Annotated in this window: 14 protein-coding genes and 2 pseudogenes; 9 read left to right on the top strand and 7 right to left on the bottom strand. The window is 64.4% G+C overall.

Annotated elements, in window-relative coordinates; translation table 11 throughout:
- Nucleotides 1-456: pseudogene (locus tag EAO80_RS14205) on the bottom strand (mandelate racemase/muconate lactonizing enzyme family protein); the annotation flags it as partial.
- 76 nt (nucleotides 457-532) lie between these two features.
- On the opposite strand from EAO80_RS14205, the gene EAO80_RS14200 reads away from it, so the two are divergent.
- Nucleotides 533-1,684, top strand: a complete 1,152-nt coding sequence (locus EAO80_RS14200; protein WP_122090534.1) for a mandelate racemase/muconate lactonizing enzyme family protein — start codon at nucleotides 533-535, stop codon at nucleotides 1,682-1,684.
- Between the two features lie 46 nt (nucleotides 1,685-1,730).
- Nucleotides 1,731-2,189: a pyridoxamine 5'-phosphate oxidase family protein gene (locus EAO80_RS14195; protein WP_122090533.1), complete on the top strand. Its 459-nt coding sequence runs from the start codon at nucleotides 1,731-1,733 to the stop codon at nucleotides 2,187-2,189.
- Here the strand turns inward: EAO80_RS14195 and EAO80_RS14190 are convergent.
- Both EAO80_RS14190 and EAO80_RS14185 read right to left on the bottom strand, forming a co-directional pair.
- Nucleotides 2,184-3,080, bottom strand: a complete 897-nt coding sequence (locus EAO80_RS14190; protein WP_122090532.1) for a dihydrodipicolinate synthase family protein — start codon at nucleotides 3,078-3,080, stop codon at nucleotides 2,184-2,186. The two genes, EAO80_RS14195 and EAO80_RS14190, sit on opposite strands and share 6 nt — an antisense overlap.
- 24 nt (nucleotides 3,081-3,104) lie before the next feature.
- Nucleotides 3,105-4,808 carry a hypothetical protein gene (locus EAO80_RS14185; protein ID WP_122090531.1) on the bottom strand — a complete coding sequence of 568 codons (1,704 nt, stop codon included), beginning with the start codon at nucleotides 4,806-4,808 and terminating at the stop codon, nucleotides 3,105-3,107.
- Between the two features lie 260 nt (nucleotides 4,809-5,068).
- On the opposite strand from EAO80_RS14185, the pseudogene EAO80_RS14180 reads away from it, so the two are divergent.
- Nucleotides 5,069-5,347, top strand: a pseudogene (locus EAO80_RS14180) (cysteine hydrolase family protein); the annotation flags it as partial.
- 313 nt (nucleotides 5,348-5,660) lie between these two features.
- Here the strand turns inward: EAO80_RS14180 and EAO80_RS14175 are convergent.
- Nucleotides 5,661-6,902, bottom strand: a complete 1,242-nt coding sequence (locus EAO80_RS14175; RefSeq protein ID WP_122090530.1) for an HAD family hydrolase — start codon at nucleotides 6,900-6,902, stop codon at nucleotides 5,661-5,663.
- 140 nt (nucleotides 6,903-7,042) lie between these two features.
- On the opposite strand from EAO80_RS14175, the gene EAO80_RS14170 reads away from it, so the two are divergent.
- The 5 genes from EAO80_RS14170 to EAO80_RS14150 all read left to right on the top strand — a co-directional run bounded on the left by EAO80_RS14170 (nucleotide 7,043) and on the right by EAO80_RS14150 (nucleotide 10,870).
- Entirely contained in the window at nucleotides 7,043-8,119 is a 1,077-nt protein-coding gene (locus tag EAO80_RS14170; RefSeq protein WP_122090529.1) for a glucose 1-dehydrogenase, read from the top strand.
- Entirely contained in the window at nucleotides 8,106-8,741 is a 636-nt protein-coding gene (gene gfcR, locus EAO80_RS14165) for a transcriptional regulator GfcR (RefSeq protein ID WP_122090528.1), read from the top strand. The genes EAO80_RS14170 and gfcR overlap by 14 nt, the downstream gene beginning before the upstream one ends.
- 39 nt (nucleotides 8,742-8,780) lie before the next feature.
- Nucleotides 8,781-9,125: a glutaredoxin family protein gene (locus EAO80_RS14160; protein ID WP_122090527.1), complete on the top strand. Its 345-nt coding sequence runs from the start codon at nucleotides 8,781-8,783 to the stop codon at nucleotides 9,123-9,125.
- 125 nt (nucleotides 9,126-9,250) lie between these two features.
- A complete protein-coding gene (locus EAO80_RS14155) occupies nucleotides 9,251-9,820 on the top strand; it encodes a DUF7110 family protein (protein ID WP_122090526.1) in 570 nt (189 codons plus the stop codon).
- A gap of 78 nt (nucleotides 9,821-9,898) precedes the next feature.
- Nucleotides 9,899-10,870, top strand: a complete 972-nt coding sequence (locus EAO80_RS14150) for a phosphoadenosine phosphosulfate reductase family protein (RefSeq protein WP_122090525.1) — start codon at nucleotides 9,899-9,901, stop codon at nucleotides 10,868-10,870.
- Nucleotides 10,871-10,945: 75 nt separating this feature from the next.
- Here EAO80_RS14150 and EAO80_RS14145 read toward each other — a convergent pair whose 3' ends face one another.
- From EAO80_RS14145 to EAO80_RS14135, 3 genes are read right to left on the bottom strand one after another with little or no spacing between them, the layout of a single operon-like run.
- Nucleotides 10,946-12,217: an amidohydrolase gene (locus EAO80_RS14145; RefSeq protein WP_122090524.1), complete on the bottom strand. Its 1,272-nt coding sequence runs from the start codon at nucleotides 12,215-12,217 to the stop codon at nucleotides 10,946-10,948.
- 30 nt (nucleotides 12,218-12,247) lie between these two features.
- Entirely contained in the window at nucleotides 12,248-12,574 is a 327-nt protein-coding gene (locus EAO80_RS14140) for an uS10/mL48 family ribosomal protein (RefSeq protein WP_122090523.1), read from the bottom strand.
- A gap of 51 nt (nucleotides 12,575-12,625) precedes the next feature.
- Nucleotides 12,626-13,699 (bottom strand): sugar-transfer associated ATP-grasp domain-containing protein, encoded by a 1,074-nt coding sequence (locus tag EAO80_RS14135; protein WP_122090522.1) that lies wholly within the window; start codon nucleotides 13,697-13,699, stop codon nucleotides 12,626-12,628.
- A 101-nt stretch (nucleotides 13,700-13,800) separates the two neighbouring features.
- Between EAO80_RS14135 and EAO80_RS14130 the strand changes: the two genes are divergently transcribed.
- Nucleotides 13,801-13,953, top strand: a 153-nt coding sequence (locus tag EAO80_RS14130; RefSeq protein WP_122090521.1) for an NUDIX domain-containing protein, incomplete at its 3' end; no start/stop codon positions are given.

The raw sequence follows: 13,953 nt of genomic DNA, 5'->3' as shown, positions 1-13,953 counted from the left end.
GCGAACCTCGTCGCGGTACTTGCCGCCGAGAAGCTGGTAGGCTGGTACGTCGAGGATCTTGCCTGCCACGTCGTGGAGCGCGACCTCGATCCCCGAAACGGCGCTGACGGTCGCGCCCGCGATCGAGCCCTCACCGGACATCTTCTGGATCAGGTGCTCGTAGAGCCGATCGATGTCGAGCGGGTTCTCCCCGACGAGAAACGGTGCCATCCGATCGATGAGCTCGGGGATGCCCGCACCCCAGTAGGCCTCGCCGGTACCGACGATACCCGCGTCGGTGTAGATCCTGACGAGGGTCCACGGGAAGTTCCCGTCGACCATCGTCGTCTGGACGTCGGTGATTCGGACGTCGCGCCCGCCCTCGCGTTTGGCGGCAAGTCCCATCGTATCGGCCGAGAGCTCCCGCATCGTGTACTCGGCATTGGGGTCGTGTAGTTGTCGGTAGTCACGAACCATACCTCCAGGAGTCCCCTCATCGCCAAAACAATGGGGGATTCGAAACCGGTATGAGGGTTCGCATGGATCCCCGATCATGGAGATCACCGAAGTCGAGACGTTCGTCGTCGACGCCGACTGGCGAAACTGGTTCTTCGTCCAGGTCCACACCGACGAGGGGGTAAGCGGCGTCGGAGAGGCGCTCTCGGGCGAGGGACTGACCGCCGCGCTCGAGGCGACCGCCGACGCGCACAAACACTACCTCATCGGCGAGGATCCGCTCAACCGCAAGGCGATCAGCCGTCGGCTCCGCCGGGACCCCTTCGCGTGGCGCGCGGGCAAGCTCATCAACGCCGTCGCGAACGCCTTCGACATCGCGTTGCTCGACATCGCGGGGAAATACTACGGCGAACCCGTCTGGAAGCTCCTCGGCGGGAAGATCCACGACGAGATTCCAGTGTATGCGAACGGCTGGCACATCGGCGAGCGCACCCCCGAGAACTACGCACACCACGCAGAGAAAGCCGTCGAGGAACAGGAGTATCCCGCACTGAAATGCGACCCCTTCGCCCACTACGAGTACTCGCTTACCGACGACCAGATCGGGGAGGTCGCCGACCTGCTGGAGGCCGTCCGGGAGGCCGTCGGCTGGGACGTCGGCATCGCGCTCGACTGTCACGGCCGGTTCTCGCGCCGGGGTGCGATCGAGGTCGCGAACGGGTTGGAGGAGTACGACATCATGTTCCTCGAGGAGCCGGTTGAACTGGAGGACCGCCAGGTGATGTCCGAGATCACGAAACAGGTGAACATGCCCGTCGCGACCGGCGAGCGCATCTATAACAACGAGACGATGGCCGACCTGATCCGCACGCAGGCCTGTGACATCGTTCAGCCCGACGTCACCAACTACGGCAGCATCCAGGAGCTCCAGCATGCCGCCGCGATGGCGAAGTCCCGCTACATGACCTTCGCGCCGCACAACCCCAACGCGGGCGTCTCGACGGCGGCGGCGCTGCACCTCTGTGCGGGCATCGAGAACCTCGAAGTGCTCGAACACATGAGCCGGGACGTCCCGTGGGGCGACGAGATCGTCAAACACGACTTCGAGGTCGAAGACGGTACCCTCGAAGTTCCCGATAAACCCGGACTGGGCGTCGAGTTCGACGCCGAGGCCGCCCGCGAACACCCCGGCGAGCCCAAGGACAGCCACAGCCTCTTCGACGCCGAGGGCGCACTGAAGCGACCCTAGGCGCTCGGAGTCACACTTTCAAGGCGGCGGCGTACCGACTCGTCGTATGGAACTCGTCGAAGACACGCTGGCGGCCGATCTCGAGACCTTTCTCGCCCGCCCGCTCTTTTGCTTTCTCGCGACCGCCTCGCCCGAGGGTCCCCGCGTCTCGCCGCTGTGGTACCTCTGGGAGGACGGGGCGGTCTGGATCACCGTCAATCCCGACCTGAAGAGCTATCCGGGGCGGATCGAATCGGATCCGCGGACCGCGCTCGCGGTCGTCGACTTCGACGCGTCTCGAGGACTGGTCCAACACGTCGGCATGCGCGGGACGGCAAGCATTGAGGCGTTCGATCCCGGGAGGACAAAACGGCTGTTCCGGCGGTATCTCGGTCGCGAGGAGGGCTGGGACGGACGGTTTCACGCCGTCTTCGAGCGGAGCGAGCGCTACCGGCTGGTCAGGTTCGAGCCGGAGACGGTCGTCGCGCGTGACCAGTCCTACGCGCCGGCGGGACCGGGGTTATAGTAGGTCGAGTTCTTCGAGGTCCGACACCATTGCCGCCTCGCTCTCCTCGTCCATCGTCCGCAGCGGGCTGCGAAGCGGGCCGGCCTCGAAGTCGACGTGGGGAAGCGCACTCTTGACGCCGGCCATGTACGAGCCGTACTTGATCGCGTCGCGCACGTCGTAGACGTCGCTCTGGAGCTCTCGGGCGCGCTCTTCGTCACCGTCGTCGTAGGCCTCGAAGAGGTCGACGACCAGGTCGGGAAAGACGTTCGCGACGGCGCTGACCATACCGGAGCAACCGATCTCCAGACCCGGGAACAGAAGCGAGTCCGAGCCAGCCAGAAAGGTGAGTTCGGGGTGGGCGTCGATCGCCTGGGCGAGCCACGGGACGTCCTTGCTCGAGTCCTTCACGCCGGCGAGGTTCTCGATTTCGGCGAGCGCATCGAGCGTTTCGAGCGAGAGGGCGTTGCCCGTCTTGCTGGGGATGTGGTAGACATATATCGGAAGGTCGACCGCCTCCGCCACGCGTCGGTAGTGGTTCAGCGCGGCCTCACCGTCCAGCGGATAGTAGTACGGCGTGACGACGACGATTCCGTCGGCACCGACCCGTTCAGCGTGTTCGGCGTGCTCGACGGTCTCGTAGGTGCTCGGCGCGCCGACGCCCGCGATCACGGGGACCTCGTCGATCTCCTCGACGACGGCCTCGACGACGCCCGCTCGCTCCTCGCCCGTTAGGAGGGGAAACTCGCCGTTCGTGCCGAGCGGGAACACGCCGTGGGCGCCGCCGTCGACGACGTAGCGCGCGTGGTCGGCGGTTCGTTCGTAGTCGACCTCCTCGTCGTCGTCGAAGACGGTGATCGTCGGCGGGATCACGCCCTGCAGCGACAGCGGGTCCGCGGATCCGGTGTGCATACAGGATGGTCGCCGGCCAGCCCCTTAACGGCTGGTAGTTTTCGGTTCGGGGGTGATTCGCCGGGACTCGGGCGGACAGACGACCTCCTGTGGAGTGATCGTGTCCTCGCCGGCGAGCGCATTGAGCCAGGTCTCGACGTCGTGGACCCGCAGTTTGAGCCGGACGCTACAGGGGTGAAGCGACGGCGAGTCGGACAGGAGCTGTCCGTCGAGGTCGTACTCCCGATAGATCGACCGCCGGTCGGGCCAGGGGCTGTCGAAGGGAAGAAAGGGGAGGTTGCGACGGCAGAACCCTTCGATCTGGTTCAACAGCGAACTCGTCCGGGGACGGTCGGGCGGACGATACTGGAGGATGTTCGGGTCTATCTGTTGGATCGCATCGAGGAACGTCTCCGTGCTGCGGTACTCGGGTGGCGTCGAGAGGTGCCAGTCGAGCAGTTCGCTGTCGGCACAGACGAACGACTCGGTGAAGCGATCGGCCAGATGGGCTCGAAAGGACTTCGAGGGGAGGTTCTTGATCCCGAAGACGCTCGGGAGGTCGTGATCGCGGGTACAGCGCTCGCGACACCGGTCGAGTTCGCGTTCGAGTCGGCGTTCGATCTCGTCGGGGTCGCCCGAGTCACACTCGGCGAGCAGCGAGGCGCTGTCGGGCATGATTCCGAGTTTCCGGTCGGTGAGAAACGCCAGCGCGTCGGGTTCCTCGGGGAGCGCCGAGAGCTTGATCGACTTGCCGAACGCGCCGACGCGCTTTTTTTGGACGAAGAACTCCTTCAGCAACGAGTCGATCGCCCAGCCGTGGTACATCACGTCGTCGTTCGCGATCTGCTCGATCCCGCGCTGGTGGATGTGGATCGATTCGTCGATCCCGTTGGTGTAGCGAACCGTGTCGATGTCGGTGACGAAATACGAGCCGTCTACGGGGAGGGTTCGGTGGGTCGCGCCGTACTGCTCGGCGAGTTTCTTCGCGACGCGAGCCTCGGCGGAGCTCTCCGACCCGACGGTGTAACAGTGTTCGATCCCGGGGATCCCCGCGAGCAGCGTTCGTGAGTCGTAGCCCGCTCCCAACAGCAGACCCTTCGTCCCCTTGAGGTCGGCGCGACGCGAGAGCGCCCGTTGGAGTCGATCGGCGAGTTCGCCCGCGTAGTCGAACTCACGGGGTCGGTAGACGAACCGGTCGAGGCGCTCGGTCCCCTCCGGACGGAGGACGCCGTCGAACGGAGTGCGTGCGACCTCCTCGACGAGGGTGCGGTCGTCGAGGACGACGCTGATGTGTGCGAGTTCGAACAGCGAGTCGCGCTCGAGCGAGAGTTCGTGAGCCGTCCGACAGACGGCCGCGGCGTCCGTTCCGAAGACCCGTGGACCGGACGCGTCGGTGTAGAAACACTCCCACGAGCGTATCGGGTCGGTGTAGACGGCGACCTCCTCACCGGTATCGATCGCGACCAGATACGAGCCGTTGAGCGCCTCGATCGCCGCTTGGCCCTCCGCACGATAGCGTTCGAGCACCCAGCGGGCGGCGTTTTCGGACCCGTCAGGGAGGTACACTTCCCCCCAGATAACGCAGCAGCCCCGGTCGTCCTCGTGGGCGGCGCTTCGATGGGGAGCACCCAGATCCGAATCGTGGATCCCGACGGTTAGCGACGACGACGAGCAGACGCGGTCGAACTCCTCCGGATCGCGGATCCCGTCGAATCCACCCCCGAACACCCCGAACAGTTCCGTTTCCATTGTATTACCTCGTTACCGTGATCGTTCTACGAAACGACACTCTCGGTACTGCCAACTGTAGCTATATAATTGTAACAGAATCGGAAACGACGGCCTGTCGTCGGTAGTTCGATCGCTATATTCGAACGCATCGGCTACAGTTTCCCGCCTACTGTTGTTCTTACTCGGTAACTAATCCGATAGAACTGGGCTGAACGATCGTGTATTCCCGGATCCAATCAAACTCCTGTAAGGGGGATCGAACTGTCCGGGAGCGAGCGGAGTTGGAGTCGTGGCTCCGCGAGCGCGGTCACGAAGGCGTCGTCGTCGTCGGTCTCACCACCGACCACTGCGTCTCTACCACCACGAGAACGGCCGAAAACCTCGGATTCGACGCCACCGTCGTCTCCGATGCCACGGCGACGTTCGAACGTGACGGTCCCGGGGGCGAACACTTCTCCGCCGACGAGATGCACCGGACCGCGCTTGCCCACCTCCACGACGAGTTCGCGACCGTCGTCGACACGAAAGGGGCGATGGACGCCCTCGACGGCCGCTGAGACCTGATCAAACGCTCGCTGATCGCCTGGGATCTCATCTGTGTATTGACCAACCGATACGAGATATTATAGTGTATTAGGGCATTACAGAACTACATTACTGTTCATACACCATCTTTATTAGCGGTTGTGGAAATCCTATGATATGGTATGACACAAACTGAAACGAACGACTCCTGATGTACGATCCGTTGCCTCGAACCGATTTGACCGCCATGTGTGATCGATTCGAATCCGCAACCGCCGCGGGGTGATGCCCGACGGCGGCTTTTCGTGTCCCGTGTTCTGCCGTCCTCGGTTCCGACGGTGAGTGCTACTCGAGCGCCGCCAGCCGGTTGAGTGCGTAGACCGTCCGTAGCATGTCCGCCGCGCGTCCCCGGTCGAAGACGAGTTCGTCCGTCTCTCGGACGAACGAGAGGACGTCCGCGGAGGCGTGCTCGGGTGCGGCACCGAGTCCCGAGTCGTTTTCGGCGACCCAGTCCATCAACCGGAGGTCGCTCTTCGAATCGCCCATCACCAGTGCGAACGGGTCGCCGATCCCCAGTACGTTCAGTGCGGTCTCGACGCCGACCACCTTGTTCAGTTCGAGGGACCCGACCTCGGCGGCGTCACCCTCGTAGTAGGCGACATCGATGCGCTCGAAGAGGTCCACGACCGTCTCGGGAACATTCACGGGGTCGGATCTTTCGTGGTCCGCGAGCACGTCGTGGATCTCGGGATCGCTGTCGGCGTAGAACGCACGGGCGACCTCGCCGGCGACCTCAGGGTCGACGTCGTCGTCGACGATCTCGGCGACGGCTTCGCCCAGCAGGTCGAGTTCGTAGACAAGCCCTTGGTCGATGATCTCGACTGCTCGATCGGAGCCGATCTCGAAGTTGGGTTTCAGCGTGACGTTGAACTCGTTGCCCTGCAGGTGACAGCCCCGGCGGAGCTCCTCGGGAGCCTCCCGGAGCACGCGCGAGCGCACGTAATCGAACACCGAGACGATTTCCTCGTCGAGCTCCTCGTACAGCAGGTGCTTGGTGTCGGCGCCGTGGCCCGGCGTGAACACGCCCGTACCGGCCTCGTAGACGATCGAGAGCTGCCCCGAGTGGACGAGTTCGCTGCCCAGCCCCTGGATCATGAACCCCTTGACGTTCTCCAAAGTCTGACCGGTGCAGATCACGATCGGGACTCCTGCCTCGTGGAACTCCGTCAGCAACGACAGCGTCTCCCTCGGGATCTCGTTGTCGGTGTTGCCCGCAGACCGCAGCGTCTCGTCGACGTCCAGTACGAAGACGTTCACCGCCTGCTCGTACTTCGAGTACAGGTCGAGGGCGGTAAACGCCTGCTGGCGGGTCGCACGGGCTGCGATCTCCGCGTAGAACGTCCCGTCGTCGAACCCCTCGTGGATCGCTGACTTGCGCCGTTCCAACTCCTCGCTTGCGCGCTGCCAGTGTTCGAGGGCGACCCGCGAGTCGACGGGTGGAAACAGGTCGACGAGGTCCTGATACGCCTTCAGCGTGTCGGCGGGAAACTCGCTGTAGAGACGGTAGAGCTGATCGTATCGTTCCATACCTCCGCTGATTCCCCGAGCGCAAAAAGCGTACGTGCGTATCTCGACACCGCGTTCCGGACGAGTATCGCGAGTCACCAAATAAATTATTTACTCGAAATAGAATAAACACTTTGTTCCTTCGTCTCCTATCGATCGGTATGGATGCACTGGCGGTTCGAAAGGGCGAGCACGAGCCGAGCGTGATCGACATCCCGGAACCCGAACCCGAGGCCGGCGAGGTACTGGTTCGAACCCTGCGGGTGGGGGTCGACGGGACCGATCGGGAGGTACTCGAGGGGGGCCATGGGGAGTTTCCCGAGGGCGAGGATCATCTCGTGCTCGGCCATGAGGCCGTCGGGGTCGTCGAGGACCCCAACGGAACGGAGTACGAGGCGGGCGACGTCGTGGTGCCGACGGTCCGACGGCCGCCGAACGGCGAGAACGAGTACTTCGAACGTGGCGAACCGGACATGGCCCCCGAGGGGAAGTACTACGAGCGCGGCATCGTCGGCGCCCACGGGTTCATGGCCGAGTACTTCACGAGCCCCGCTGAGTACCTCGTTCGGATCCCCGCCGAGCAGGCTCCACTGGGTTTTCTGATCGAACCCATCAGCATCACCGAGAAGGCCCTCGAACACGCCGTCGCCTCGCGGTCGGCCTTCGAGTGGAACCCCGAGAGCGCCGCCGTGCTCGGCAACGGGAGTCTGGGACTGCTCACGCTGGCGATGTTCGTCCATACTCATCCCTTCGACCGTACGTACTGCGTAGGCCGGCGCGATCGCCCGGATCCAACCATCGAGATCATCGAGGAGCTGGGCGCGACCTACGTCGATTCGCGCGAAACGCCCGTCGACGAACTCCCTACCGAGTACGAGGGGATGGATCTGGTCTACGAGGCGACGGGCTACGCGAAACACGCCTTCCAGACGATCGACGCGCTCGCGCCCAACGGCGTCGGTGCGCTATTGGGAGTCCCCGAGGCCTGGGAGTTCGAGATAGATGGGGGACGACTCCACGAGGAGCTCGTCCTCCACAACAAGGCGCTGGTGGGGAGCGTCAACTCGGGCGTGAGCCACTTCGAGGCCGCAAGCGACAGCCTCGCCTCGCTACCCGACGAATTTCTGGACTCGCTGGTGACCGGCGTTCACGGACTCGACGACTGGGAGGCGGCGTTCGCGGATGACGATACGACTATAAAAACGGCCGTCGAATTCTCCGCGTATGAAGAACGTTGACGACCTGATCGAGAGCGCCGCCGAGCTGGCCGAGCGGGGCCTCTCGAAGGGTGAGATCGCCGACGAACTGAACGTTTCGCGCGAGACGGCGAGCTGGCTGGTCGAGCGAAGCGGACAGGCCGAACCGCCCGCCGAACCCGAACCGCGCGGCAAGCCCGCCGACATCCACGTCGACTGGAGTGCGGTCGGGCGCGACAGCGCCCGCCTCTCGTACGTCTCGCGGGCGATGGCCGATCTCCTGGGGAAACAGGGCGAGGAGATCGATCTCACGGTGGGGATCGAGAAGGCTGGCGCGCCGCTTGCGACGATGGTCGGCCGGGAGCTCGATACGGACCTCTGTACCTATGCGCCCCGTAAACACCAGTGGGAGGAGGGCGACATGGACGAACTCGGCGGGAGCTTCTCGCGGAACTTCGCAGCGATCCGCGACCGCGAGTGCTACGTGATCGACGACACGATCACGAGCGGCACCACGATGAAGGAGACGATCCACGCGATCCGCGAGCAGGGCGGTGAGCCCGTCGCCTGCGTCGTCCTCGTGGACAAACAGGGCGTCGAGGAGATCGACGGCGTTCCCGTCTACTCGCTGGTGCAGGTCATCCCCGTCGGTAGTGACGAATAGGAGGAAAACCGCTTTCCCCGCTCGCTCCCTACGAGGGGTATGACGTTCCAACCGAACAGCGGTCTCTCGCAGGACGATGTCACCGAGCGAGTCGACAGCGCCATCGAGGAGAACGAAGTAGTGCTGTTCATGAAGGGCAACCGGCTGATGCCCCAGTGTGGGTTCTCACAGCGTGCGCTCGACCTCATCACCCAGCACCGCGAGGACGTCGAGTGCGTCGATACGCTCGAATCGCTCGACGAGTACCGGGCGGCGCTCTCCGATCACAGCGGCTGGGAGACGACGCCCCAGACCTACGTGAACGGCGAGTTCATCGGCGGAAGCGATATCCTGGCCGAGATGGACGAACGTGGCGAGCTCGCGGCGGCGCTGAACGCCGAGTAGCTCCCGACGGAGTGCAGGCAGTAGCTTTTTGTGGGGGAAGGCCATATATGTCTGGAGCACTTATTGTCAGTTGCACGGGCGCAGCCACGGATCGATAACCACCCGAAGAGAACCATCCATACACAATGTCAGGGCGCGTATATCAACTTCACTCGACGCTGGAACTCCCCCTTGAGGATGTCACCGAGTACTTCGACTCCGACCCGGAGCTGCCGGAGGAGATCGAGGACATCGACATCACGAGGCGAAACAACACGCTCATCATCAAATCCGTCGCCCGCGAGGGAGCGGTGAGCAAGTACACTCCCACTGCCCAGCTGAAAGCGAGCGTCGCGGAAACCCGAGTCTACGAGGAAGAACCCGAGACCGGGCCGGGTGCGCCCCCGGCCTGGGGTGAGGAGGAAGAGGAGATTCCCTCGGAACTCGTCGAGTTCGCCGCGTTCAAGGGCGACCGCGAGACCGTCCTCCAGAACACGGCCTTGCAGTTTCCGATGTTCGAGGTGCTCTGTGCGATCGCACAGGAAGCGGAGAAGGGCACCTTGACGGCGATCGCCGAGCGAAACGGCGAACTCGAAGCGACCAAGATCGTCGACGGCGAGAAACGACCCGCGACCGTCGAGGTCGTCGAGGGGCCCGGCAAGGAGACCGCCCCCGCAAACGGGATCAACTGGCGCGACAACAAGTTCATCTCGTAATCACGCACCCCGTCACCACACCTCGTGATGGGTCGTAAACCCTTTGTGCGTCCTAATTAAATATCATTAGCGTACACCATGCCCGAAGGATTTCCCGACTACTTGGACGTCGACTACAGCGACGGCGAGGGCGAAGCGCCCGAGGAGTACCCGACGCTCGATACGAAGATCGAGAAGGCGATCGAGGTCACTCGACGGGGGCTCGAACAGTACGAGAGCCCCGCAGTGATGTGGACCGGCGGCAAGGACTCGACGCTCACTCTCTATTTCATCAAGGAGGTCGCAGAGCAGTTCGATCTGGAAGTTCCCCCGGCCGTCTTCATCGACCACTACCAGCACTTCGACGAGATCCACGATTTCGTCGAGAAGTGGGCCGACCAGTGGGACCTCGACGTGATCTACGCGCGCAACGACGACGTCGGTGCGTACGTCGATTCCAATGATCTGGAACCCGGCGACGACATCGAAATCGAGGAGCTCAACGAGCAGAACCGCCATCACGTGCGTGACCTGCTCGAATACGAGGAGGAGACCTTCCCGTTCCTGCTCGACACTTACGTCGGCAACCACCTGCTGAAGACGGTGGCACTGAACAACGCCCTCGAGGAGAACGACATCGACGGCGTCATTTCCGGTGTTCGGTGGGACGAACAGGAGGCCCGGGCCGACGAGACGTTCTTCAGCCCGCGTCACGACCCCGAGATCTACCCGCCCCACGATCGGATTCAGCCCATCCTGCATTTCGACGAGGCGGCGGTCTGGGACGCCTTCTGGTACGTCGTCGTGCCCGAGACCGTCGAGGGCTACCCCGAGGAGGGCCACGTCCCCCAGAGCTACGACGACCTCCCCGAGGGAATCTCCCAGGACGATATCCCGATCTCGCCGAAGTACTTCGAGGGCTTCCGGTCGCTCGGCAGCGAGATCAGCACAGAGAAGAGCGAGGAGGAGCCGGCGTGGCTCCAGGACCTCGACAACACCACCGAGCGCGCGGGCCGCGCCCAGGACAAGGAGGACCTGATGGAGCGCCTACGCGATCTCGGCTACATGTGATCGGTCGGTAGAAACGACTCCAATCCCCTGTTTTCGCGTTCTACAGTCCCCGAACCTCGTCCGCTAGTCCGCCGTCTACGGGCGGGTCGCCGCGATCTCCTCGATAGCTCGACCGATCACGTCGATGCCGATGGCGATGCTCGCCTCGTCGACGTCGAACGTCGCGGTGTGGTGGCCGCCGGGGTGGTCGGTACCGATTCCGACGTAGGAGGCATACCCGCCGTTTTTCTGGACCTCCCTCATGAGATAGGTGGCGTCCTCGCTGCCGCCCAGCGCATCGCGATCGAGGACCGTCTCGACGCCCGGCGTGGTGCGTGCGACCGCGCCGACGACCTCGACCAGCGCGTCGTCGCTTCTCGCGCTCGGGGCCTCGCCGCGCGTCTCGATGTCGACCGCACAGCCGTGCATCGCGGCGGCACCTTCCAGTATGCGGTCGGCGCGCTCTCGCATGTACTCCATCAGTTCGGTCGTCTGCCCGCGGACCTCGCCCTCGATGTGGGCGGACTCGGGGATGATGTTCGAGGCGGTGCCGCCGCCGACCTGGCCCGCATTCACTCGGGTCGCCCCGTCGTGGTGGCGCGGGATCGCATAGAGGTTCTGAACGGCGGCGGCCATCGCCTGGACGGCGTTCTCGCCGGCGTCGGGTTCGGCGCCGGCGTGGGCGGGTTCGCCCGAGAACTCCGCATGGATGTGCGAGACCGCGAGGAAGTCGTCGATCCCCGCGACGACCTCGCCGGTGGGGTGATCCAGACCGATGTGAAGGGCCAACAGGTACTCGACGTCGGCGAGGTGCGTGCTCTTTGCCATCGCCTTCCCGCCGGCGATCATCTCCTCGCCGGGTTGGAAGAATACCTTGAGCGTGCCCGAAAAGTCGCTTTCCTTGATCGCCTCGATCACGCCAAGCCCGATGGTCGCGTGGGCGTCGTGCCCGCAGGCGTGCATCGCGCCCTCGTGCTCGGAGCGAAAGCCCTCCGCGGCGGGAACGTGCTCGTCGGCCTCGCTCTCGCCGCGTAGCAGCCCGTCGATGTCGACCCGCAGGCCGATCGTTGGGCCCTCGCCGCGCTCGATGACGGCGACACAGCCGGTGTAGCCGCCGTCGAGGCGTTCGAGGACGTCCTCCTTCGCGCCGGCCTCTCGTGCCCGGTTGAACCACTCGACGAGTTCCGAGGAGTCGGGAACCGCCAAGCGCTCGTCCGTATCGATCGCGTCGCGCCCGACGTAGAGATCGGAGACGCCGATCCGTTCGAGTTCCTCGACGATGCGGCAGGTGGTATAGAACTCGCGCCACGCGGGTTCGGGGTGGCGGTGCAGGTCACGCCTGATCTCGATCAGGTGGTCAGTGCTCATACCCCAGTCGAGAACCGGGGACTACTTAATCTAGCTCGATCCGAGCGGGCGGACCCGTTCGACCTCGACGCCGAGGTGGACGCCCGACGGCAACGACCGGTCCATCACGCCGCGGGCGACCTCGTCGTGGCCGACGATCTCGATGGTGCGCGTATAGACGGTGTAGGACCACGGATCGAAGCTCTCGCCGCCGGTAGTCCGCTTGTGCTGGGGTACGTGGAGCGTTTCGGGTGGGCTCGGATGGGGCCCTTTCATCTCGGCGCCCTTTCGCTCGACGGTCGTGGCGATCCCGTCGACGACGCGTTCGAGTACGGCCCGGTCCCCGCTCTGGAGCGTGAGTTTCGTGACGAAGGTCATGGATGGGGTCTATCGACTACTGTCGACCGCAGGCATCAAAAGTCGTCCGACTTACCGCACGCCGTGTGCGCGGTAGAACCGCTCGACCCGCTCGTCCGCACAGAGCGGTCCGTGGACCTGCAGGGACTTCACGCCGGGGTAGTTGTTCGCCTCTATGACCTCGAACTCGCCGTCTTCCGTGACTACGAGATCCCAGCCGACGTAGGGGAGATGGGGAACCGAATCCGCGACGGCCAACAGCTCCTCCCGGACCGCCCCCCAGCCCGGGACCGCGGCGCCCGCGATCCGCGCGCCGGTGTCGGGATGGGTCTCGCGGCGTTCGAGGTCGCCCTCGGCGAGGTAGTGAGCGCCCCGCCCGAGCACGCCGTCCTCGTCGATGGGCGCGCTGATCCCGCCCTGGGTCCAGTTGTCCATCGGTTTCGTTTCGTCGGTGCCGATCCGGTGAACCGCCCGCGCGAGAAAGGGCTCGTCCGTGGCCGGATCCCACATCGTCACCGCCCGGACGCTGTTGGTCGCCTCGGGGTAGATCCCGTCGGCGTAGGCCGCCTGCTCGGAAAACCCGGTGACGACGTACTCGTCGAGCTCCCCGAGGCGATCCTCCAGCGCCGCCCGCGAGACGTCCTCGCCGTTGAGCCGGTAGCCCCCGTCGGTGCGCGTGAGCACGAACACGTTGTGCCCGCCGCCGCCGAGCACCCACTTCAGAACGACCGTCTCCCCGACCGGACGGTCGGCGACCCACTCGACGACCGGGCGAGTCGGGCCCCGCTCTCCGCGGATCGACACCGACCTGAGGCGGCCGTTCTCAACCAGTCCGTGGAGGGCGGGGAGGTGCTCGGGAAACCCGCTCAGCGCATCGTAGGTCAGCAACTTGTTGTCGAGCGCGTAGCCGAAGCGGCCGTTGATACCCCGCGTCTTGACGTAGCGCTGGTAGTCGGTGAGGTAGTCGTCGTAGCCGTAGCGCTCGAACTCGTAGAGGGCGGCCGAGGGACTGAGAAACCCGCGACGCCAGAGGTCGACGCGTTCGGCGGGCGAGAGCGAGGCGAGGTCGAACCCCTCGCGTTCGGCGGCGACGAGGGATTGGACCTGTCGGAGCGTGTGATAGAGTTCCTTGAGCGAGGTGACCATACCGTACCGTTCGATTCGCACGGGTTAAACGTTCAGCCGCCGGCAGGACGGGATGTCCGAACTCCGATATTCTCTTAACTACCGACGGGGTATAAACAGCAATGACGGTAGATGCGACGAGCGCCGGCGCGATCCTCTTTCGGGATACGCGCGGACGGCGCGAGTACCTCCTCCTCAAGAGCCGCCCGGGGGACTGGGAGTTCCCCAAGGGCGGGGTTGAGGGCGAGGAGGAACTCCAACAGACCGCGATACGC

The sequence above is a fragment of the Halalkalicoccus subterraneus genome, from assembly GCF_003697815.1.
Classification (GTDB): Archaea; Halobacteriota; Halobacteria; order Halobacteriales; family Halalkalicoccaceae; genus Halalkalicoccus; species Halalkalicoccus subterraneus.
The sequence above is the reverse complement of the archived record's forward strand: the minus strand, read 5'-3'. Positions and strand labels throughout refer to the sequence as shown.